Below are 21,196 nucleotides of genomic sequence, written 5' to 3'. Positions count from 1 at the left end.
TCCCATCATGAACGACCAGCCCAAAATTGCAGCCGCCCATCCCGCACCCGTTCCCTTCCATGAACCGGGGGAGTTGGTGATCCGCAACGTCAACTGGGCCGGCATGCGCGCGCTCTACCGCAAGGAAGTGCGGCGCTTCATGAAGGTGCAGCTCCAGACGATCTGGGCGCCGGCCGTTACCACGCTGATGTTCCTGGTGATTTTCACCATCGCGCTGGGCGGGGCGAACCGCCAGGTGCTGGGCGTGCCCTTTGCCGATTTCATCGCGCCGGGCCTGATGATGATGGGCATGATGAACAATGCCTTTGCCAACAGCAGCTTCTCGCTGCTGGCGGGCAAGATGCAGGGGACGCTGATCGACTATCTGATGCCGCCGCTGTCGGTGGGCGAATTGCTGCTGGCGCTGGTCGGCGCGGCAGTGACGCGCGCGGTTGCGGTCGGTCTGGCGCTGTGGGGGGCGATGGCGCTGTGGCCGGGCGTGCATGTGACGCCGACGCATCTGTGGGCGGTGATCTGGTTCGGCCTGATGGGCGCCAGCCTGACCGCGTTCATCGGCGTGATGACGTCGATCTGGGCAGAAAAATTCGATCATGCCGCCGCCATCACCAATTTCGTGATCGGGCCGATGACCCTGTTGTCGGGCACCTTTTATTCGATCGACCGCCTGTCGCCGCTCTTTCGCGCGATCAGCCACGCCAACCCCTTCTTCTACGCCATTTCCGGTTTCCGCTATGGCTTCGTCGCGGCGGCGGACGGCAATGTGCTGGTCGGCAGCGTCGTGCTGCTGGCGCTCAATGCCGGGCTGGCGGTGCTCTGCTATGTGCTGCTGCGCAAGGGCTGGAAGCTCAAGGCCTGACGGCGTCAGGTCAGGGCCGCAAAGATCGGCACGGCCAGCATCGCGCCCAGGATCAGCATGGCTGCCAGCAGCCAGTGGCGCAGTCGGGGGAGGGCGCTGACGCCCTCCTCTTCCCATGGCCACATCAGGCGGCGCTGCCCTTTCCACCCACGCGGGTGACGGTGAAGCCCGCGGCTTCCGCTTCCGCGACCGGATAGATGTTGCGCAGGTCGACCAGCACCGGTGCGCTCATCGAGCTGGCCAGGCGCTTGAGATCCAGTGCGCGGAAGGCGTCCCATTCGGTCACCAGCACCAGCGCGTCGGCGCCGGAAGCGGCCTCATAGGCCGAACCGGCCATGGTGACGCCGGGCATCATCGGCGCGGCGACGTCCATGCCCTCGGGATCATAGGCGACGACCTTCGCGCCGGCATCCTCCAGTGCCTGCACGATCGCCAGGCTGGGCGCGTCGCGCATGTCGTCGGTATTGGGCTTGAAGGTGACGCCCAGCAGGGCGACGGTCTTGCCGCGCGCTTCACCGCCCAGCGCCTTCACGATCTTGCGGCCCATGGCGCGCTTGCGCAGGTCGTTCACCTGCACCACCGTTTCGACGATGCGGATCGGCGCGTCATAATCCTGCCCGGTCTTGACCAGGGCCAGCGTATCCTTGGGGAAGCAGGAGCCGCCATAGCCCGGACCGGCATGCAGGAACTTGCTGCCGATCCGCTTGTCGAGGCCGATGCCGCGCGACACGTCCTGCACTTCGGCGCCGACCGCCTCGCACAGGTCCGCCATCTCGTTGATGAAGGTGATCTTGGTCGCCAGGAAGGCGTTGGCGGCATATTTGATCAGTTCGGCCGTGCGACGGCCGGTGAACATCAGCGGCGCCTGGTTGAGGTTCAGCGGGCGATAGACCTGGCTCATCACCGAAATGGCGCGTTCCGATCCGGTGGTGCCCACGACGACGCGGTCGGGGCGCTTGAAGTCGCCGATCGCGGCGCCTTCGCGCAGGAATTCGGGGTTCGACACGACCTGGATGTCGAGGTCCGGGCGCAGTTCGCGCGCGATCCGCTCGACCTCGTCGCCGGTGCCTACGGGCACGGTCGACTTGGTGACGATGACCGCCGGGCCATCGAGGGATTCGACGATTTCCTTGGCGGCGGCATAGACATAGCTGAGGTCGGCATGGCCATCGCCCCGCCGCGAGGGCGTGCCGACGGCGATGAAGATCGCGTCGGCGCCCTTCACGCCTTCGGGCAGGTCGGTGGTGAAGGTCAGGCGACCGGCGGCGGCGTTGGTGCCGACCAGCTGGTCAAGGCCGGGTTCGTAGATCGGCATGGTGCCGGCCTCGATCGCGGCGATCTTGCCCGCATCCTTGTCGACGCAGACGACATCATGGCCGAAATCCGCAAAGCAGGCCCCGGAGACGAGGCCGACATAGCCGGTGCCGATCATGGTGATTTTCATGAGTTGGTGGAACTCCAAACGGGAAGTGATTGGTTTGAGGCTCTAGCATAGTCATAACGCAATACAATTCGCGCCTTTGCGTAATTACCATGCTACCGTTTAGCGGCTGGTTACCCTTTTTTGCCAGGGAAGGCGCATCCGAACGAAAGGGCACAGAGTGAAAGTAGCGCTGGTATTTGGGACACGGCCGGAAGCGATCAAGCTGTTTCCGGTGATCCACGCGCTCAAGGCGCGTGCCGATATCGACACCCGCGTGATCGTGACGGCGCAGCATCGCGGCCTGCTGGACCAGGTGCTGGAGATTGCCGGTATCGTGCCCGACATCGATCTGGACGTCATGACGCCCAACCAGACGCTGGACGGGCTGACCGCCAAGTTGATCGTCGCGCTGGGCGAGGCGTTCGACGCGGAGAAGCCCGACCGGGTGGTGGTGCATGGCGACACGCTGACGACGATGGTGGCGAGCCTGGCGGCCTATTATCGCAAGATCCCGGTCGCCCATGTCGAGGCCGGCCTGCGCAGCGGCGACATCCATCATCCCTGGCCCGAGGAGGTCAATCGCCGCGTTGTGGCGTGCATTGCCGACATGAATTTCGCGCCGACCCAGGCGGCGGCCGACGCACTGCTGCGGGAAAATCGCGATGCGGCCGGCATTCATGTCACGGGGAATACCGTGATCGACGCGCTGCTGGCGACGGTCGATCGGGTCCATGGCGAACCAGCGCTGGCCAGCGGCCTTGATGATCTGGCGGCGCGTTTCGCGGGCAAGCGGATCGTTGCCGTCACCAGTCACCGGCGCGAAAATTTCGGCGGCGGCATGGAGGCGATCGCCCGTTCCATCGCGGACATTGCCGCGCGGCCCGATGTCGCGGTGATCTTCCCCGTCCATCCCAATCCCAATGTCCGTCCGGTCATGGATGCGGTGTTGGGCGAGCTGCCCAATGTCGCGATGATCGAACCGCTCGACTATCCCCATTTCGTCCGCCTGCTCGACCTGTGTCATCTGGTGCTGACCGACAGCGGCGGCGTGCAGGAAGAGGCGCCTTCGCTCGGCAAGCCGGTGCTGGTGATGCGCGAGACCACCGAACGGCCCGAAGGGGTGCAGGCGGGCACGGCGAAGCTGGTCGGGGCGGACCGGGACCGGATCGTGCGCGAGGTGCTGGCGCTGCTCGACGATGATGCCGCCTATCAGGCGATGGCCCGTGCCCATAACCCGTTCGGCGACGGCAAGGCGGCCGAGCGGATTGCCGATATCATTGCAGGAAAGGCCGGCGCGGCGCATCTTGCCGCCTGACATTACCCAAATCTTCAACATTTCCGGGCAATGTCGCTCCGAATTTTGGTGAATGAAGGATTATCTCCCCCATGCCCGTCGACAGCAAGCAGAAGGTTTCCGTCATTGGCCTGGGCTATATCGGCCTGCCGACTGCGGCGCTGATCGCGCGCGGCGGCGCGCAGGTCGTCGGTGTCGATGTCAGCGCCCATGTGGTCGAGACGGTCAATTCGGGTCGGGTCCATATCGAGGAAGTCGATCTGGACGGCCTGGTGCAGGGCGTGGTGGCACGCGGCAATCTGCGTGCGTCGCTCAGCGTAGAGGCCAGTGACGTCTTCATCATCGCGGTGCCGACCCCGGTGGCCGAGGACCGCGCACCCGACATCTCCTATGTGCTGCAGGCCGCCCGGACCGTCGCCCCGGTGCTGAAAAACGGCGATACGGTGATCCTGGAATCGACCTCGCCGGTCGGCACGACCGAGGCGATGCGCGACCTGATCGCCGAGCTGCGCCCCGACCTCAGGATGCCGGCGCCCGGCGTGGCGGGCGACATCGCCATCGCCTATTGCCCCGAGCGGGTGCTGCCCGGCCGCATCCTGGTCGAGCTGATCGACAATGATCGCTGCATCGGCGGCATCACGCCGCGCTGCGCGCGCAAGGCGCTGGGCTTCTATCGCCAGTTCGTGCGCGGCGCCTGCATCACCACCACGGCGCGCGCGGCCGAGATGGTGAAGCTGGTGGAAAACAGCTTCCGCGATGTCAACATCGCCTTCGCCAATGAATTGTCGGTGATCGCCGACCGCATGGACATCGACGTGTGGGAGGTGATCCGCCTGGCCAACCGCCATCCACGCGTCAACATATTGCAGCCGGGGCCGGGCGTCGGCGGCCATTGCATCGCCGTCGATCCCTGGTTCATCGTCCATGGCGACCCGGAAAATGCCCGCATCATCCGCACCGCGCGCGAAGTGAATGACGGCAAGACCGATTATGTCGTGGCCAAGTCTTCGGACATGATCGACGCCTTTGCCGGCGAGGATGTCGCCTGCCTCGGCCTCGCCTTCAAGCCGAACATCGACGATTTCCGCGAAAGCCCGGCGGTCAAGGTCGCCAGCCGGCTCGCCCGTCGTTACGGCAAGCGGGTCAAGCTGGTCGAACCCTATGCGCAGGATCTGCCGATGGAGTTTGCCGGCACCGGCGCCGAACTGATCGATCTCGATACGGCTCTGGAACAATGCGGCGTGTTCATCATTCTTGTCGATCATGACATGTTCAAATCCGTTCCCGTCGACGAACGTGCCGGCAAGGCCGTCTATGATACGCGCGGCATCTGGCCCGACCAGCCGCGTCGTCAGCCCGAGCCGGCCGCGCAGCGCATCGCGGTCTGATCGTCGGCCGGGCGGTTCGTCCTGCCCCCCGCGCGGTTGCCATGACGGTGCCGCGTCGCTAACCCCCGAGCCGAGCGGCCCTTTTGCGGGCCGCACCCGGTTCGCAATGGGGTGTTGATGCGCATGAAGCGCCAGATTTTGGGGCACTATGGCAAGGGCATGAAGGGCGGCGCCGTCGCGGCAGCGGCGATGCTGCTTGCCGGCTGCTCGACCGTGGAGGATGCCCCGCGCGGCGAGGCCGCCTATGCGCTGATGCCCGCGCCCGCCGCGGTGGGCCGCGACTATGTCATCAGTCCCGACGATGTGCTGCGCATCCAGGTCTATCATGAGCCCGACCTGTCGCTGGAGGATGCGCGGGTCAGCGCGGCTGGCATGGTCCGCATGCCGCTGGTCGGCGATGTGTCGATCGGCGGGCTGACCGCCGGCGAGGCGTCGGACGTGATCGCCGGCCGGCTGGGCGAGCGCTATCTCGTGTCTCCGCAGGTCACGGTGTTCGTGAAGCAGGCAGTCGGCCGCCGCATCACCGTCGATGGCGAGGTGCGTGAGCCCGGCCTGTTCCCGATCGAGGGACGGATCGGCCTCATCCAGGCGGTGGCGCTGGCCCATGGCCCGACCCGGCTGGCTAGCCTGGGGCAGGTGGTGGTGGTCCGCACCGTCGAGGGGCAGCGCCAGGCCGCGACCTTCGACCTGGGCGCCATCCGCAAGGGGGAAGCGCCCGATCCTGAAATATTGCCGGGCGATCTGGTGATCGTCGGCCTGTCCCGCGCCAAGGCTATCCTTGGCGGCGCGCTGATCGCCATTCCTGCTGTCGCGACCGGCTTCATCGCCATAGACGGAGGCAATTGATGGTGTCCCGGATTATCGAACTGGAACAGCGTCAGGCCGGGGAGGAGGATCGCACCACCCGCTTTGTCGAGAGCGCGCGCGGCACATGGACCGTGGTGCGGCGGCACCGCGTCATCCTGTTCGTCACCATGGCGCTCTGCGTGCTGGCGGGCGTCATCTATATCCTGCTGTCGACGCCGGACTATCGCGCGACCGCCTCGGTCGAGGTGGAGGATGTGCCGGCAGGGGCCGCCGGCGCTGGCGCGATGCAGAAGCCGGTCAGCGCCGCCGACACCGAAAGCATGATGCAGACCGAGCTGGAAGTGCTGCGCAGCCGGGCACTGGCCGAGGATGTCGCGCGCGATCTGGCGCTGGTCGGCAGCCCGGTCTTCTTCCAGGGCATGGATGCGCGCCGCCCGGCACAGGGGCAGGGCAGCCTGACCCAGCGCCAGGTCGAGCATGAGCAGGTCATCAAGTTGTTGCGCGACAATCTGCAGGTCGAATTGCCGGGCAAGTCGCGGGTGCTGCGCATCAGCTTCGTCAGTGCCGATCCGGCTTTGTCGGCCAGAGTGGCGAACAGCTATGCCGACAGCCTGATCCGGGCGGACCTGAAGCGCGGCTTTGAGTCCGGCGTGCAGGCGCGTCGTTTCCTGCTGGGTGAGCTGGATGGCGCGCGCAAGGATCTGGAACGGGCCGAGCGGGATCTGGCGGTCTATGCCTCGCGCACCGGCGCAGTGCCGGCCGAGCCGGCCACGGACGAGGACAAGAAGAGCGACGGCAAGGATGCAAAGCCGGACGCCGCACCGGTGCCGGAAGGATCGACCGCGGCGCGTCTGGCGCAGCTCAACGCCTTCCGCGCGCAGGCGGTCGCGGACCGTATTGCCGCGCAGAAGCGCTGGGAAAGCGCGAAGGCGGCGAGCGCCGAGACGCTGCCCGAGGTGCTGGGCAATGGCGCCATGCAGCAGTTGATGGCGGAACGGGCGCAGGCGCGCGCGGCACTGGTCGAGGAACGGCAGTTCCGCAAGGATGCCCACCCAGAAATGCGCGAGGCGCGGGCGCGGCTGGCGGCGCTTGACGACCAGGCCGAGAGCATGGCGAACACCATCCGCGCGTCGCTGCGCCAGGAATATGAGGTGGCGGCGCATGGCGAGAAGCAGATAGCTTCGGAAATCGCCGCGCTGGAAGGCGATGCGCGGGTCGAGCGCGGCCGCGATATGCAGATGAGCATGATGAGCCGGTCGGTCGAAACCTATCGCCTGCTGCATGACAGCCTGTTGCAGCGTTATCGCGACATGGCGTCGCAGGCGGGCTTCCAGGCCGGCCGCATCCAGCCGCTCGACCGGGCGGCGGTGCCGACCACGCCCTTTGCCCCCCATGTCGGCCAGATCATGCTGGTCGCGCTGCTCGGCGGCATGCTGCTGGGCCTGCTGCTGATCGCGGCGCGGCACATGTTCGACGATGCGGTGACGTCGGCCGATACGCTGGCGGAGCGGGTCGACCTGCCGCTGCTGGGCGCAGTACCGACCACCGGCGATCAGCCGAGCGCGCCGGACATCTTCGCGCCGATCGCGGCGTCGCTGCAACTGGCATCGGTTGCCGGCCTGCCGCGCTCCATCCTGGTCACCAGCGCGCAGGAGGAGGAAGGCAAGTCGCTGACCGTCAACGCGCTGGCCCGCGCGCTGGCGCGGCTGGACAAGAAGGTGCTGGTGATCGACGCCGACATGCGCCGGCCGGTGCAGCACAGCCTGTTCCGGGTAACCGCGACGCGCGGCATCAGCGAGGTGCTGACGGGCCAGGGCAAGGTCGAGGATCTGATCCTCGACAGCGGTGTCGCCGGCGTGTCGCTGCTGCCCTGCGGCGCGGTGCCGCCCAATCCGGCGGAATTGCTCTCCACCCCGGCGCTCGATGCGCTGCTGGGCGCGGTGCGCGACCGCTATGACACGGTGCTGATCGATGCGCCGCCGATCCTGGGCATGTCCGACGCGCAACTGCTTGCCGCCAAGGTGCAGGTCACGCTGCTGGTGGTCGAATGGGGGCGCAACCATCATGGCGGCCTGCGGGTTGCCGTGGAACGACTGCGCCGGGCCGGCGGCTCGATCGTCGGCGCCGTGCTGACCAAGGCACATGGCCGGGCCTATGATTATGACTATCACCGGGGCGGCTAGAGCCTGATCGTTTAGCGCGCCTTGGCGCGCGCGCATGCAACCTTGTGGAGGCTGTAGCTGGCGAAGGACTTTTCGACATTTGCCTTGCCCCGCGCGACGATGCTCCATGTCAGTTGCGCGCCTTTGATGCGCCAACGGTTGACGAAGGTCGCGTCGGGATAGGCATAGCCGATGTCGAAGCCATCGGGCTGGCTTTCGCCTTCGCCAAGGGCCGTGAAGGCGCCGCCGAAACTGTCGGCCCAGAAACCGATGATCGGATGGGATTTTTTGGTGCCGCCGAAGATCAGATGCGCGGCGTAGCGATCCTTGGGATCGGCCAGGGCGCTGCTTTCCACATCGAGTGCGAGCATGGCATCGAGCGCTATGGGCTGACTGCGGATGGACACGCTGACCGGCTTGCCCATCACGCTGCCTTCACCTTCCCAGCAGCCATTTAGCGCAAGGACCGCTTCGGGAACGGCGATGGTGCCGGGTTCGGCGGCTTGAGCGGCCGTCGGCAATAGCAGCAAGGCTATCAGCTGCACGCGCGATTTGCTGATCATCGATCCCCCTTGGTCATTGTCCATCTCGTGTAGAACAAAGGGGGAATGATGCAAGTCAGGACCGATGCCGGCATCGCCGCAGCCGGAAGTTAAAAAAAAAGCCCGCCGCGCTGATGCGTGGCGGGCTTTTGCAATTTCGATCCGGTGATCAGGCGCGGGCGAGCAGGCCCTCGACCAGGCCGGCGAACAGGCGCTGGCCGTCGGTGTTGCCATGGGCCGGTTCGATCACGCGCTCGGGGTGGGGCATCATGCCCAGTACATTGCCGGCTTCGTTGAGGACGCCGGCGATGTTGCGGGCCGAACCGTTGATGTTCTGGGCGTAGCGCAGCGCGACGCGGCCTTCACCTTCCAGCCGATCGAGCGTGGCGTCGTCGGCAAAATAATTGCCGTCATGATGGGCGACCGGGAAGCTGATCGCTTCGCCGGCGGCATAGCGGCTGGTGAAGGCGCTCTGGGCGTTCTCGACGGTCAGGGCGACGTCGCGGCAGACGAAATGGCCGCCGGCGTTGCGCAGCAGCGCGCCGGGCAGCAGACCGCTTTCGGTCAGCACCTGGAAGCCGTTGCAGATGCCCAGGACGAAGGCGCCCCGGTCGGCGGCGCGGGCGACAGCCTGCATCACCGGCGAGCGGGCGGCCATCGCGCCGGAGCGCAGATAGTCGCCATAGGAAAAGCCGCCGGGCACGCCGATCAGGTCGATGTCGTCGGGCAGTTCGGTATCGCGATGCCACACCATGGTGGGATTGGAACCGGTCGCAGCCTCGAACGCCACCGCCAGGTCGCGGTCGCAATTGCTGCCCGGAAAGACGATGACGGCGCTCTTCATGGCTCAGGCCACCTTTTCGATGCGGTAGTTTTCGATGACCGTGTTGGCCAGCAGCTTGCGGCACATGGCGTCGATATCCTCGTCGCTGGTGCCATCGGCCAGGTCCAGCTCGATGAGCTTGCCGGCGCGCACGTCGTTGACGCCGCCAAAGCCCAGGCCTTCGAGCGCGTGATGGATCGCACGGCCCTGCGGATCGAGGACGCCGCCCTTGAGAGTGACGAAGATGCGGGCTTTCATGAGGTGCAAACTCCTTGGCATGCCGCCCGCCGATGCGGGGGGATGAACTTTGCCGCTCCCCCTAGGCGCGGCGCGGCGCGCAGGCAAGAGATTATGACTTTCTTAGGAAGCTGAGAATAATCTGAGGGCGGAGTTTTTACAGGGATATGGGGCATGTCCGGTCTGGCACTGGCAATGTTTGTGGGGCTTTTTGCCTGGGGGCAGCAGATTGTGGGCTATGATGACCCGCATGGGCGGGTTCAGCTCGCTTTGTTTGCAACCTTCTGCTTCGGTCTGCTCGTCGGTTATCGCGCCAAGTCCGCCTGAGGATCAGGGGCGATAGCGGCTGGGCGAGACACCCAGCGCCCGCTTGAACATGGTCGAGAAATTGGCCGGCCCGTCATAGCCCAGGTCCAGCGCGATCGTCGTGATCGCTTCGCCCGCCGCCAGCCGGGGCAGGGCCGCCGACAGGCAGGCCTGTTGCCGCCATTGCGCGAAGCTCATGCCCGTTTCCTGGCGGAACAGCCGGGTGAAGCGACGCCGGTTCATCGCCAGCGCGTCTGCCCATTGGTCGATCGTCACATGGGCCTGCGGCTGTTCGACAAAGGCGTGGCAGCGCGCCGCAAGCGCGGCATGGCGCGGGAAGGGCACAGCAAGCGGGATCAGAGGCGCCCGCTCGATCTCCGCCACCAGCAACCGCATGACCAGGCCATCGCGCGCCGCTTCCGCATATTCGACCGGAACATGGGCGGCCTCCACCAGCAACTGGCGCAGCAGCGGCGACACGCCGAGCACCCGGCAGGACCGGGCCAGGCCGGGATAGACGGCCTGGTCGACCAGCACGCTGCGCGTCTGCACCGCGCCGACCATCCGCACCGCATGGGGCGTGCCGCCCGGAATCCAGACGGCCCGTTCGGGTGGGGCGACCCAGGCGCCCTGCGGCGTGCTGACCGCGACCACGCCGGACGCGGCATAAAGCAATTGCCCGCGGCGATGCTGATGCTCGGCCAGTTCGAAGGAGGGCGGATAATCATTGCCGATGCCGACCACCGGCCGGGGCACATGCTCATGATCGTCCGGGTGCCGCTGGTCCATGATTGTCCTGATCGCAAAAGAGATTGACCCATATGCGGAAGCGGGACGAGAAGGGAAGCGCTAATCGGTCCGGCCTCAGAAAGGAACCGACAATGAAAGAGATAAGGATAGAAAAGGCAGGCGCACAATTGGCAGCGGGCGGCACGGCGTTCGGCGTGATCGTGGCGATCAGCTTCTGCCATCTGCTCAACGACATGATGCAGTCGCTGCTTCCCGCCATCTATCCGGGTCTCAAGAGCGAGCTACATCTGAGCTTCGGCCAGATCGGCATGGTGACCCTGGTCTATCAGATTACCGCATCGATCCTGCAGCCGATGATCGGCCTTTATGCCGACAAGCGACCGACGCCGATGGCACTGCCGGGTGGCACGCTCTTCTCGCTGGCGGGCCTGACCGTGCTGTCGATCGCGCACAGCTACGGCCTCGTGCTGGTCGGCGCGGCGCTCCTGGGCGTCGGTTCATCGGTCTTCCACCCCGAATCCTCGCGGGTGGCGCGGATGGCAGCCGGCGGTCGCCATGGTTTGGCCCAGTCGTTGTTCCAGGTCGGTGGCAATGCGGGGCAGGCGCTGGGGCCGCTGGCCGCGGCGCTGGTCGTGGTGCGCTGGGGCCAGTCGAGCCTGGCCTTCTTTGCGCTGCTGGCGCTGCTGTCGGGCGCGGTGCTGTGGAACGTCGCCAACTGGTATCGCCATCATGGCCTCAGCCGGTTGCAGGTCGGCTGCGCCGGCGCGCTGCATATCGAACTGCCGCGCGGGCAGGCGGCGCGGGGCATCGCCATCCTGCTGGCGCTGATCTTCTCCAAATATGTCTATCTCGCCAGCCTGACGAGCTATTACACCTTCTACCTGATCCAGCGGTTCGACCTGTCGGTGCAGAATGCGCAGCTCCATCTGTTCGCCTTCCTGGCGGCGGTGGCGGTCGGCACGGTCGCGGGCGGGCCGCTGGGCGACCGGTTCGGGCGCAAATATGTGATCTGGTTCTCGATCCTGGGGGCGCTGCCCTTCTCCCTGGCGCTGCCCTATGCCGGGCTGTTCTGGAGCGGGCCGCTGACCGTCATCATCGGCCTGATCCTTGCCTCCGCCTTCCCCGCGATCGTCGTGTTTGCGCAGGAACTGGTGCCGGGCAAGGTCGGCATGATCTCGGGCCTGTTCTTCGGCTTCTCCTTCGGCATGGGCGGGCTGGGCGCGGCCGGACTGGGCTGGCTGGCGGACCATAGCAGCATCGAGATGGTGTTCCGGGTCTGTGCCTTCCTGCCGGCGATCGGCCTGCTCACCGCCTTCCTGCCCAATCTGGGACGCGAGCGGAACTGAATGTCACGGGCGGGGTGGCCCAGGTCGCCCCGCTTATTCTCTTTGCCGGCAACTGCTTATAAGGCTGGGGCATGAGTCCCGACCTTCTCTATCTCGCCTGTGCCATCATCGCCGTCATCATATCGGGGCTTGCCAAGGGCGGCTTTGCCGGTGTCGGGGCGCTGGCCATGCCGATCATGGCGCTGGGCGTCGATCCGGTGCGCGGCGCGGCGATCCTGCTGCCGATCCTGATCCTGCAGGATGCCGTCAGCGTCTGGGCCTTCCGCCGCAGCTGGGATGGCCGCATTCTGGCGGTGATGCTGCCCGGCATGGCGATCGGTGTCGGGTTGGGCTACTGGTTCGCGGCGCAAGTCTCCGAAACGGCGGTGCTGGGCGCGCTCGGCGCCATTTCCACCTTGTTCGGGTTACAGCGGCTCTGGGTCGAGCGGGGCGGGGCGATCGTCCTGCCCTCGACCTCGCCAGGCTGGGTCGGCACTTTGTTCGGCGTCGCGAGCGGCTTCACCAGCCAGATCGCCCATGCCGGATCGCCGCCCTTCCAGATGTGGGTGCTGCCCAAGAAGCTGCCGCGCGACATGCTGGTCGGCACCACGGCTGTCGCCTTCGCTGTCATGAACTGGATGAAGGTGCCGGCCTATGCCGCGCTGGGCCAATTCACGCACGCCAATCTGATGGCGACGGCGCTGCTGGTGCCGGTGGCGGTGGGGTCGACCTTCGCCGGCGTCTGGCTGGTGCGGCGGGTGGACGCTGCGCGCTTCTACACGCTCATCTATGTGCTGATGGTGCTGCTGGGGCTCAAGCTGATGGCGGATGCCATCCTCGCCTGAGACCTAAAAGAAAAAGGCCGGCGTTGCGGCCGGCCTTTTCGTAGATCAGTCCTTCTCGCGCTTCTTGCGATGCGTGTCGAGGTCGAGGACGGTGGTGTCCAGCCCTTCGGGCAGCAGGCCCAGGCGGCGCGCCACTTCCTGATAGGCTTCGACTTCGCCGCCGAGGTCGCGACGGAAGCGATCCTTGTCCAGCTTCTCGTTGGTTGCCATGTCCCACAGGCGGCAGCCATCGGGGCTGATTTCATCGGCCAGGATGATGCGGCTGTAATCGCCGTCATAGAGGCGGCCGAATTCCAGCTTGAAGTCGATCAGGCGAATGCCGATGCCGGCGAACAGGCCGCACATGAAGTCGTTGATGCGGATCGCCATGTCGGCGATGTCGTGCATCTCTTCCTGCGTGGCCCAGCCGAAGCAGGCGATATGCTCTTCGGAGATCAGCGGGTCGCCCAGCGCATCATCCTTGTAGCAATATTCGATCAGCGTGCGGGGCAGCTGGGTGCCTTCCTCGATGCCAAGCTTCTTCGACAGCGAACCGGCGGCGACGTTGCGCACCACGACCTCGATCGGCACGATCTCGACCTGGCGGACGAGCTGTTCGCGCATGTTGAGGCGGCGGATGAAGTGGGTCGGCACGCCGATCTGGCCGAGCAGGGTGAAGATATGCTCGGAAATCCGGTTGTTGAGCACGCCCTTGCCCGAAATCGTGCCCTTCTTCTGGGCATTGAAGGCGGTCGCATCATCCTTGAAATATTGGATGATCGTGCCGGGCTCGGGGCCTTCGTAAAGGATCTTTGCCTTGCCTTCGTAGATCTGGCGGCGACGGGCCATGCGCGTTCCTGTCTTTTTCTTACAAAAGATTTTGCCCCGGCAAACGCGAATCGGAAAGGATCAGCGGGTGCCGGGGCTGCTTGGGGTGGCCCATAGAGCAATATAGGCGGGGGTGCAATTGTGGCGGCTATGCCCCCTTCATCTTCCGAAATTCGTCGAACAGGCCAAGGAAGCGGTCGATGTCCGCCCTGCTCAGGAAATAGGGGGTGGCGAGGCGCAGCTTGCTGGGGTTGCCGCCGCGAATGCGCACCTTGTGATTTTTCCAGAGCCAGTCCTGCAATTCCATCCGCTGCACCGGCGGCACGTTGACGGTCGCGATCGCGCAGCGCAGCGCCGGATCGGGCGAGGTCCAGTCCTCCGCGCCGCGCTTCACCATCTCGGCATGGATATAGTCGGCGAGCATGCGGTTGCGCGCCTCGATCCGCTCCATGCCGATGCTGTCGGCGAAGCTGATCGCGGCATTGAGGCCCATCAAGGTCGGGATGCAGGAGGAGCCGATCTGCATATAGCGGTCCGCCATGCGGGTCGGGTCGTCATAACCGCCGGTCGCGATCGTGTTCCAGACCCGGTCCATCACGCTCCTGTCGCGCAGATAGAGGAAGCCGGTGCCCTTGGTCGCGAACAGCCATTTGTGCATCGACCCGGTATAGAGGTCGCAGCCGATATCGTTGAGGTCGACCTTCATCATGCCCGGCGCATGGGCGCCGTCGAAGGCGGAGATGATCCCCTTCGACCGGGCGAGCGCGGCGATCTCCTTGGCCGGCAGCACCACGCCGGTCGAGGTGCTGATATGGCTGACGAAGATGATCCGCGTCTTCGGCGTGATTGCGTCACTGATGCGGTTGAGGATTTCGGCTGCGTTCTTCGCCGGCTTTGGCATGGCGAATTTCTTGACCACCACGCCATAGCGGCGCGACCGCAGCATCCAGGGCATTTCGCCCGATCCATGTTCCTCGTCGGATATCAGCACTTCGTCGCCCGGCTTCATGTCGAAGCCATTGGCGATGTAGCTGTTCGCCTCGGTACAGTTGCGCAGGATCGCCATCTGCTCGACCTTGGCGCCCATGAAGTCGGCAAAGGGCTTGCGATACTGGTCCCAGGCGCCATAGCCCCAGATCGGATAATCCTCCGACCCTTCCTGGGTCATCTGCTCGGTCGTCTCGAACCCGTCAAAGATCGCCTTCAATACCGGGCGCGGCGAGGAGCCGACGGTGCCGACATTGAGGTTCACGACATCGGCCGGGATCAGGAACTGTTTGCGCAGCGCCGCCCAATAGGCATCTTCATTCTTCGCATGGAGATCGGCGGCCGGCAGCGGCACGCTGGTCAGCGCTTCCGCCCCGATCGGCGCGGCGAGCGAGGCGGCAGCGGCGCTGCCGAGGAAGGAACGGCGATCGAGCATGGACATCCCCCATTTGGCGCTCCCGAAGCCGGAGCGGCATCATGTCTGCCGCTGGTTTAACGAGGCGCAAGGGGAAATCCGCAGGGGACGCGCTACAGCACGTCGCCGAACATGAACCAGATCAGCGCCAGCCAGGCGATCAGGCCGACGCTACCAATGATCACGCCGGATTTGGCGCTGATGGCGGCCCACAGGCCGCGCGGTTCGTCATCATCTTCGCTATGCATGGCACCGGCCTAGCGGGACCGGTGCCTGATCTCAATCATTCGGTCGCCGGTTCCGGTTCGGCCTCCGGCTCTTCCTGGCGAGTGGCCGCCAGCCGATCGGTGAAGGCGCTGCGCCACCAACTGATATCCTGCTGCTCGACGCTGTCCATCATCGCCCGCCAGCGCCGCTTGCGCTCGTCGAGCGGCATGGCCAGCGCCCGGTCGATCGCGTCGGACATCTCTTCGGGGCTATAGGGGTTGATGAGCAGCGCGTCCTTGAGCTGCATCGCCGCGCCGGCGAAGCGGGACAGGATCAGGACGCCGGGATCGTCCGGGTTCTGGGCCGCGACATATTCCTTGGCGACCAGGTTCATGCCGTCGCGCAGCGGCGTCACCAGCCCGATCCGGGCGGAGCGATAGATGCCGGCCAGCTTGTCGCGCGGATAGCCCTGGTTGACGTATCGGATCGGGGTCCAGTCGACATCGCTATATTCGCCGTTGATGCGGCCGGCGAGCGAGTCCAGCGTGGCGCGGATCTGCTGATAGCTTTCCACCTCGCCGCGCGAGGGCGGTGCGATTTGCGCCAGCACGACCCGGCGATGATGTTCGGCATGATCCTTCAGGAAGCGGGCATAGCCGTTGAACCGTTCTTCCAGGCCCTTGCTATAGTCGAGCCGGTCGACGCCGACGATCAGTGAGCGATCCTGCAGCGAGGCGCGGACCTGGCGGTGCATCTCCACCGCCGCGTCGCTGGCGGCGGCCTGCTTGAACTCTTCGGCATTGATGCCGATCGGGCAGGCGACGGCCTGGATGGTGCGACCGCCGACGGTGACGAAATCGCCATCCACGGTGCCGCCCATCTCGCGCTCGACATAATGGCGGAAGGATTCCAGCCATTCCTCGGTATGGAAGCCGATCACGTCATAGGCGAAGAGGGTGCTGACCAGCTTGGTATGGTGGGGCAGGGATACCAGCAGGCGGGTCGGCGGCCAGGGGATGTGCAGGAAGAAGCCCATCCGGTTCTGATGCCCCCGGTCGCGCAGCATCTGGCCCAGCGGGATCATGTGATAATCCTGCACCCAGATAATGTCTTCCGGTTCGATCAGCGGGCTGGCGGTGTCGGCGAAGCGCTGGTTGACGCGGTTGTATCCGCCCTCGAAATCGCGGGCATATTCGGCCAAGTCGATGCGATAATGGAACAGCGGCCACAGCGTCTTGTTGGCATAGCCATTATAATATTCGTCGACATCCTGCTCTTCCAGGTCGATCGTCGCGGTCTTCACCCCGTCATCATCGGCAAAGCCGATATGGCCGGTGAAATTGTCCGTCGTGCCGCCCGACCAGCCAACCCAGATGCCCCGGCTTTCACGCAGCGCCTGCGCCAGTGCGACGGCCAGCCCGCCCTGATTGGCGGCGCCATTGGGGCGACTGACCCGGTTGGAAATGACTATCAGACGGCTCATCGCATCACGCTCCACGGTTTGCTCAGCAAGACGGCGCAGTTGATGATGCCGACCAACGAATAGGTTTGCGGGTAATTTCCCCAGAGTTCCCCATTATGGGGATCGATATCTTCGGACAGCAGGCCGGCGGCGGTGCGGCGGGACAGCATCTCCTCGAACAGTTCGCGCGCCTCCTCGGTCCGGCCGGTGCGATGCAGCGCTTCGATCAGCCAGAAGGTGCAGACATTGAAGGCGGTGACCGGCTCGCCGAAATCGTCCGGCGCGCTGTAGCGCAGCATGTCGTTGCCGCGGCGCAGATCCTTTTCCAGCGCTTCGAGCGTGCCGGTGAACATCGGATCGTCGGCGGTCAGGAAGCGCAGGTCGAGCAGTTGCAGCAGCGATGCGTCGCGCGCGTCATCCTCGAAATTGGCGGAGATCGCCTTGCTGTCGGCGCGCCAGGCGGATTCGATGATGCGGGCGCGCATGGTTTCGGCGCGGTTTTCCCAATGGGCGGCGCGCAGCGGCAGGTCGAGCGCGGTGGCGGCATGGGCCAGACGATCGCAGGCGGCCCAACACATTACCGCGCTGTAGCTGTGGACATGGGCGCGGGTGCGCAATTCCCACAGGCCTGCGTCCGGCTGGTCATAAACCTGCCAGGCGCGTTCGCCCACCGCCTCCAGCGCCTCGAAATCGGCATGGCCGGCCATGCGCAACAAGCGCCGGTCGATGAAGCCCTGGACCGAGGACAGGACGATCTGGCCATAGGCGTCATGCTGGATCTGTTCATAAGCGGCATTGCCGACCCGCACTGGCCCCATGCCGCGATAGCCGGGCAGGTACGCGGCCTCCCATTCATGCAGCGTCGCATTGCCGCGCACATCGTAGAGCGGCTGGATATGGCCGCCCTTGGCACCGTCGACGATGTTGCGCAGGTAGACGAGATAGGTTTCCAGCACGTCCAGCGCGCCGAGCCGGTTCAGCGCCTCGACCGTATAATAGGCGTCGCGCACCCAGCAGTAGCGATAGTCCCAGTTGCGGCCACTGTCGGCATGTTCGGGGATGGAGGTGGTGAGCGCGGCGACGATCGCGCCGGTTTCCTCATGCTGGCAGAGCTTGAGGGTGATGGCGGAACGGATCACCGCCTCCTGCCATTCGGGCGGGATGGCGAGGCCGCGCACCCAGAGCTGCCATTCCAGGATGGTGTCGTCCAGCATCCGCTCGATCGCCGGGCGCAGCGCGTCGGAAAACCCCTCGTCCGGCCCCATGAAGAAATGCATGTCCGATTCCAGCCGGAACCAGCTTTCCTGGGAAATGAGGCCGATCGGCGCGTTGGTCGATATCCGCATCGCCATGTAGGACAGGACCATGCGGATATGGTTGGAGCCGTAGGTGACCGGGACATTTTCCTTGCCCCAGCTGGTCGTGGGGCGCAGGCGGACGCGGATGCGCGGGCTGCCGGCGGCGGGGCGCACGATGCGCGCGAAGGCGACCGGGCGATACATGCGGCCCTTATGCTTGTGGCGCGGGCAGAAATCGAAAATCTCGATCGCATTGCCCTGGCCGTCGCTCTGGCGGGTGACCAGGATCGGCGTGTTGCGGATATAATGCTGCTCGACCGCGACGCAATTTTCCAGCTCGATTGCCCAGAAGCCACGCGCTTCCTTGCTGTCCCAATGCTTGTTGTCGAGCAGGGCTGAGAAGACGGGGTCGCCGTCGACCCGCGGCACGCAGGCCCAGACCATGCGCCCGGCGCGGTCGATCAGGGCGGATGCCTGGCAGTTTCCGATCGGCCAGAGGTCGAGATCGCGCTCGTTTCCGGCCAGGATATGGTCGCTGGTATCGATGATGTTCGGCCCCCTTCGTTCATGCGAATGGTGGCCGCCGGTCAGATGATCGCGGCGACCCCCTGCGCCAGATAATGCCTGACGGCGGCAACCTGTTCCAAGCCGAAGGCCGCGTGCGTGTGCCGCGCGGGCCCGACCAATATGCCATGGCCGCCCAATTGCGCGGCGGCGGCGAAACCTTCCTCGTCCGTGACATCGTCGCCGATGAAGATCGGCGTGCCGCCAGCCATCGGCGCCTGCTGCATCAGGCGGGTGAGCGCGCTGCCCTTGTCGGCGCCGCCGGGGCGCAGTTCGAACAGCATCTTGCCGGCCTGCACGGCCAGGCTATGTTCCTCTGCAAGCTGATGGGCAAGCAGGCCGGCGGCCTCGCCACAATCGGGCGCGCCGCGGAAATGGAGGCCGACGCTGATCGACTTGCGTTCGACCAGCACGCCGGGACGGGTGTCGGCAAAGATATGGAAGGCCCGTTCGACCGCGTCTATGGCGGGCAGGCGGGGCGGCGCATCCGGCGCTGCGCCGGGCGCGGCAAATTCAAGGCCGTGGGTGCCGGCGAGCAGGAAATCCTGAAAGCCGAAATCGCGCAGCGTGGCGATCGACCGGCCGCTGACGATGGCGAGGCGCCCGTCCAGCTTGCGTCGTAGCGCCGCCAGCAGGGCGAGCAGATCGTCATCGACATGCACCCCGTCGGGCGTGTCCGCAATCGGCGCCAATGTCCCGTCGAAATCGAGGAACAGGGCGGCGCCGGTCAGCAGCGCGGGCGGGGGAGCGGGAAGATCGGGCAGAGGGGGAAGAGCGGTTTCGGGCACGGCCTAAAGGTGGCGCCTGTACCGGAAACCGCAACCCCTGTTTTGCCCCTTGCCGGGATTTTCACGATTGGCAGGGACGCTTGCATTGGCGTTCATCGGCCCAGGGCGCGCTCCATTCGATGCGGTGAAGCACCCGAAATGCCTGCATCACGCGATGCAGGAAATGGTCGGCACTTTTGCTGATTTCTTCATGGCTGTCGTTCCACAGCCGGGCGTCATATTGATCGCGCATCACTGTTCCTTCCGTCCATGATCATCGCCGGGCGCGGAGGGCCGCCGGCACCGCTGTCTCTGCCCGAACGGCACCCTTGGCGCCAACAAAAGCATGGACAGTATAGATAAGCCTGGCTTATCGAATGGCGCATGCCTCCGCTGCCGCCCCTGTCCGCCATTCGTGTGTTCGAGGCCGCCGCGCGGCTGGAGAATTTCACGGCCGCCGCGCAGGAACTGGGGATGACCCAGGCGGCGGTCAGCTATCAGGTGAAATTGTTGGAGGAGCGGCTGGGCATCAGCCTGTTTCAACGGACCGGGCGCAAGGTGGCGCTGACCGAGAAGGGCCGCGAGATCGCGCCGATCCTGACCCGCGCCTTCGACCAGATGCGGCAGGGCTTTGCCGCACTGACCCAGGATCATTCGGCGGTGCTGAGCATAAGCTGCACCAACAGTTTCGCGCATCTCTGGCTGGCGCCGCGCATCGGCGCCTTCCAGATGCGCCATCCGAACCTCGCCGTGCGGATCATGGCCGATGACGCGGTGGTCGACCTGGCGCGCGACGGCATCGATCTGGCGGTGCGCGGCGGCAAGGGAGAATGGCCGGGGCTGGAGGCGAAGCTGCTGACCCATAACCGGCTGGTGCCGATGTGCAGCCCGGCCTGGCGCGACCGGCACGGGCCGATCGCCGATGCGCAGGCGCTCCATGCCCTGCCGCGCCTGTCGCCCGACGACATGTGGTGGCATGAATGGTTCGCGGCGATGGGCGTGGAGGCCGACCCGGCCGATGGCCCGCCCGGCATCGCGCTCGACAGCCAGGTGATGGAGGGGCGCGCCGCGATCGCCGGGCAGGGGATCGCCATCCTCAACCATTTCCTCTGGAAGGCGGAGGTGGAAGCGGGGCAACTGGTGGAGGCGGTGCCCTCCTATGTCCGCGAAATCGCCAGCTACTGGCTGGTCTATCCGCCCCACGCCCGCAACACGCCCAAGATCAAGGCTTTCCGCGACTGGATCAGCGCGGAGTTTGCAAGCGCCATCGCCGCCGATCCGGACGCGCGTTTCTTGCCGCGTTGAGCGTTCATGCGTATATCTATGCGCATGCTATGTACAGGAGTGCCGGTATGACCAAGCAGGAGCGGATCGGAGCGCGCAAGGCGACCAACCTGTCGCTCGACAGTGCCTTGGTGGAGGAAGCCAAGGCTCTTGGCATCAACCTGTCGCGTGCTTGCGAAGATGCCTTGCGCCAGGAGATCGCGGCAGAACGTGGTCGGCTATGGCAGGCGGAGAATGCCGAGGGGATCGCGGCGTCGAACGCCTATGTCGAGAAATACGGACTGCCGCTCGAAAAATATCGGTTGTTCTGATGGCGCGCTTTCACGCGCACCGATTGCCCGACGGCGCCTATGTGCTGGACTGTCAGGCAGAATTATTATCGCATCTTACCACCCGTTTCGTCGTGCCGCTGGTGCCGATCGCGCAGGTCGGGACGCCGATGGCGCGGCTCAATCCGCGCTTCGATGTCGAGGGGCAGGAATTGGTGATGATGACGCAATTTTCCGCAGCGGTGTCGGCGCGTTTCATCGGCAAGCCGCTATTGTCGCTGGAGCAGCATCATTATGTCATCACCACCGCGCTGGACATGCTCGTAAGCGGCTATTGAGCAAATCCGTTTCCGTTTTGCCCCCATCCTGCTAAGCCAC

At 65.4% G+C, this 21,196-nt stretch carries 23 protein-coding genes; 11 read left to right on the top strand and 12 right to left on the bottom strand.

Features of this window, described 5'->3' with window-relative positions:
• Positions 1-7: 7 nt before the first annotated feature.
• A complete protein-coding gene (locus DIZ22_RS07480; RefSeq protein ID WP_010337736.1) occupies positions 8-856 on the top strand; it encodes an ABC transporter permease in 849 nt (282 codons plus the stop codon).
• Between the two features lie 124 nt (positions 857-980).
• Here DIZ22_RS07480 and DIZ22_RS07475 read toward each other — a convergent pair whose 3' ends face one another.
• Complete coding sequence (locus tag DIZ22_RS07475) at positions 981-2,300, bottom strand: UDP-glucose/GDP-mannose dehydrogenase family protein (protein ID WP_004207365.1); 1,320 nt, start codon at positions 2,298-2,300, stop codon at positions 981-983.
• A 157-nt stretch (positions 2,301-2,457) separates the two neighbouring features.
• On the opposite strand from DIZ22_RS07475, the gene wecB reads away from it, so the two are divergent.
• The 4 genes from wecB (at position 2,458) to DIZ22_RS07455 (ending at position 7,951) form a co-directional block, all read left to right on the top strand.
• A complete protein-coding gene (wecB, locus tag DIZ22_RS07470; protein ID WP_048939130.1) occupies positions 2,458-3,594 on the top strand; it encodes a UDP-N-acetylglucosamine 2-epimerase (non-hydrolyzing) in 1,137 nt (378 codons plus the stop codon).
• Between the two features lie 71 nt (positions 3,595-3,665).
• Entirely contained in the window at positions 3,666-4,961 is a 1,296-nt protein-coding gene (gene wecC, locus DIZ22_RS07465; protein WP_004207363.1) for a UDP-N-acetyl-D-mannosamine dehydrogenase, read from the top strand.
• A 117-nt stretch (positions 4,962-5,078) separates the two neighbouring features.
• A complete protein-coding gene (locus DIZ22_RS07460) occupies positions 5,079-5,807 on the top strand; it encodes a polysaccharide biosynthesis/export family protein (RefSeq protein ID WP_010337739.1) in 729 nt (242 codons plus the stop codon).
• Entirely contained in the window at positions 5,807-7,951 is a 2,145-nt protein-coding gene (locus tag DIZ22_RS07455; protein WP_048939131.1) for a polysaccharide biosynthesis tyrosine autokinase, read from the top strand. The genes DIZ22_RS07460 and DIZ22_RS07455 overlap by 1 nt, the downstream gene beginning before the upstream one ends.
• Positions 7,952-7,962: 11 nt before the next feature.
• Here DIZ22_RS07455 and DIZ22_RS07450 read toward each other — a convergent pair whose 3' ends face one another.
• From DIZ22_RS07450 to purS, 3 genes are read right to left on the bottom strand one after another with little or no spacing between them, the layout of a single operon-like run.
• Entirely contained in the window at positions 7,963-8,706 is a 744-nt protein-coding gene (locus DIZ22_RS07450; protein WP_234415578.1) for a hypothetical protein, read from the bottom strand.
• Positions 8,642-9,316 (bottom strand): phosphoribosylformylglycinamidine synthase subunit PurQ, encoded by a 675-nt coding sequence (gene purQ / locus DIZ22_RS07445; RefSeq protein WP_122928073.1) that lies wholly within the window; start codon positions 9,314-9,316, stop codon positions 8,642-8,644. The genes DIZ22_RS07450 and purQ overlap by 65 nt, the downstream gene beginning before the upstream one ends.
• Before the next feature lie 3 nt (positions 9,317-9,319).
• Positions 9,320-9,553, bottom strand: a complete 234-nt coding sequence (purS, locus tag DIZ22_RS07440; RefSeq protein WP_004207358.1) for a phosphoribosylformylglycinamidine synthase subunit PurS — start codon at positions 9,551-9,553, stop codon at positions 9,320-9,322.
• A 153-nt stretch (positions 9,554-9,706) separates the two neighbouring features.
• Between purS and DIZ22_RS21730 the strand changes: the two genes are divergently transcribed.
• Entirely contained in the window at positions 9,707-9,859 is a 153-nt protein-coding gene (locus tag DIZ22_RS21730) for a hypothetical protein (RefSeq protein WP_004207357.1), read from the top strand.
• A gap of 3 nt (positions 9,860-9,862) precedes the next feature.
• Here DIZ22_RS21730 and DIZ22_RS07435 read toward each other — a convergent pair whose 3' ends face one another.
• Positions 9,863-10,627 carry a helix-turn-helix transcriptional regulator gene (locus DIZ22_RS07435; RefSeq protein WP_037506827.1) on the bottom strand — a complete coding sequence of 255 codons (765 nt, stop codon included), beginning with the start codon at positions 10,625-10,627 and terminating at the stop codon, positions 9,863-9,865.
• A 92-nt stretch (positions 10,628-10,719) separates the two neighbouring features.
• On the opposite strand from DIZ22_RS07435, the gene DIZ22_RS07430 reads away from it, so the two are divergent.
• Both DIZ22_RS07430 and DIZ22_RS07425 read left to right on the top strand, forming a co-directional pair.
• Positions 10,720-11,934 carry an MFS transporter gene (locus DIZ22_RS07430; protein ID WP_048939132.1) on the top strand — a complete coding sequence of 405 codons (1,215 nt, stop codon included), beginning with the start codon at positions 10,720-10,722 and terminating at the stop codon, positions 11,932-11,934.
• 71 nt (positions 11,935-12,005) lie between these two features.
• Positions 12,006-12,758 carry a sulfite exporter TauE/SafE family protein gene (locus tag DIZ22_RS07425; RefSeq protein ID WP_048939133.1) on the top strand — a complete coding sequence of 251 codons (753 nt, stop codon included), beginning with the start codon at positions 12,006-12,008 and terminating at the stop codon, positions 12,756-12,758.
• Positions 12,759-12,803: 45 nt separating this feature from the next.
• Here the strand turns inward: DIZ22_RS07425 and purC are convergent, their stop codons facing one another.
• From purC to DIZ22_RS21725, 7 genes are all read right to left on the bottom strand, one after another.
• On the bottom strand, positions 12,804-13,586 hold the full coding sequence (purC, locus tag DIZ22_RS07420; protein WP_004207352.1) for a phosphoribosylaminoimidazolesuccinocarboxamide synthase: 783 nt from the start codon (positions 13,584-13,586) through the stop codon (positions 12,804-12,806).
• A 127-nt stretch (positions 13,587-13,713) separates the two neighbouring features.
• Positions 13,714-14,988, bottom strand: a complete 1,275-nt coding sequence (locus tag DIZ22_RS07415; RefSeq protein ID WP_122928775.1) for an aminotransferase class V-fold PLP-dependent enzyme — start codon at positions 14,986-14,988, stop codon at positions 13,714-13,716.
• A 92-nt stretch (positions 14,989-15,080) separates the two neighbouring features.
• On the bottom strand, positions 15,081-15,215 hold the full coding sequence (locus DIZ22_RS22365; protein ID WP_010337747.1) for a hypothetical protein: 135 nt from the start codon (positions 15,213-15,215) through the stop codon (positions 15,081-15,083).
• Positions 15,216-15,250: 35 nt separating this feature from the next.
• Positions 15,251-16,657, bottom strand: a complete 1,407-nt coding sequence (gene otsA / locus DIZ22_RS07410) for an alpha,alpha-trehalose-phosphate synthase (UDP-forming) (protein WP_004207349.1) — start codon at positions 16,655-16,657, stop codon at positions 15,251-15,253.
• Complete coding sequence (locus DIZ22_RS07405) at positions 16,654-18,423, bottom strand: glycoside hydrolase family 15 protein (protein WP_276309031.1); 1,770 nt, start codon at positions 18,421-18,423, stop codon at positions 16,654-16,656. Before DIZ22_RS07405 ends, otsA begins: the two co-directional genes overlap by 4 nt.
• Positions 18,424-18,521: 98 nt before the next feature.
• Positions 18,522-19,286: a trehalose-phosphatase gene (gene otsB, locus DIZ22_RS07400; RefSeq protein ID WP_048939135.1), complete on the bottom strand. Its 765-nt coding sequence runs from the start codon at positions 19,284-19,286 to the stop codon at positions 18,522-18,524.
• A 61-nt stretch (positions 19,287-19,347) separates the two neighbouring features.
• Positions 19,348-19,518 (bottom strand): hypothetical protein, encoded by a 171-nt coding sequence (locus tag DIZ22_RS21725; protein ID WP_004207346.1) that lies wholly within the window; start codon positions 19,516-19,518, stop codon positions 19,348-19,350.
• 131 nt (positions 19,519-19,649) lie between these two features.
• Here DIZ22_RS21725 and DIZ22_RS07395 point away from each other — a divergent pair, with 131 nt between their 5' ends.
• The 3 genes from DIZ22_RS07395 to DIZ22_RS07385 are packed head-to-tail and all read left to right on the top strand — an operon-like array spanning position 19,650 to position 21,156.
• The gene (locus DIZ22_RS07395; protein WP_170978334.1) at positions 19,650-20,570 is read left to right on the top strand and encodes a LysR substrate-binding domain-containing protein; all 921 of its coding nucleotides are present in this window, start codon (positions 19,650-19,652) and stop codon (positions 20,568-20,570) included.
• 47 nt (positions 20,571-20,617) lie between these two features.
• Positions 20,618-20,860 (top strand): type II toxin-antitoxin system CcdA family antitoxin, encoded by a 243-nt coding sequence (locus tag DIZ22_RS07390; protein WP_048939136.1) that lies wholly within the window; start codon positions 20,618-20,620, stop codon positions 20,858-20,860.
• A complete protein-coding gene (locus DIZ22_RS07385) occupies positions 20,860-21,156 on the top strand; it encodes a CcdB family protein (RefSeq protein WP_048939137.1) in 297 nt (98 codons plus the stop codon). The genes DIZ22_RS07390 and DIZ22_RS07385 overlap by 1 nt, the downstream gene beginning before the upstream one ends.
• Positions 21,157-21,196 lie beyond the last annotated feature (40 nt).

The sequence above is a fragment of the Sphingobium sp. LF-16 genome, assembly GCF_003711185.1.
In the GTDB taxonomy this organism is placed as follows: Bacteria; Pseudomonadota; Alphaproteobacteria; order Sphingomonadales; family Sphingomonadaceae; genus Sphingobium; species Sphingobium yanoikuyae_A.
The sequence above is the reverse complement of the archived record's forward strand: the minus strand, read 5'-3'. Positions and strand labels throughout refer to the sequence as shown.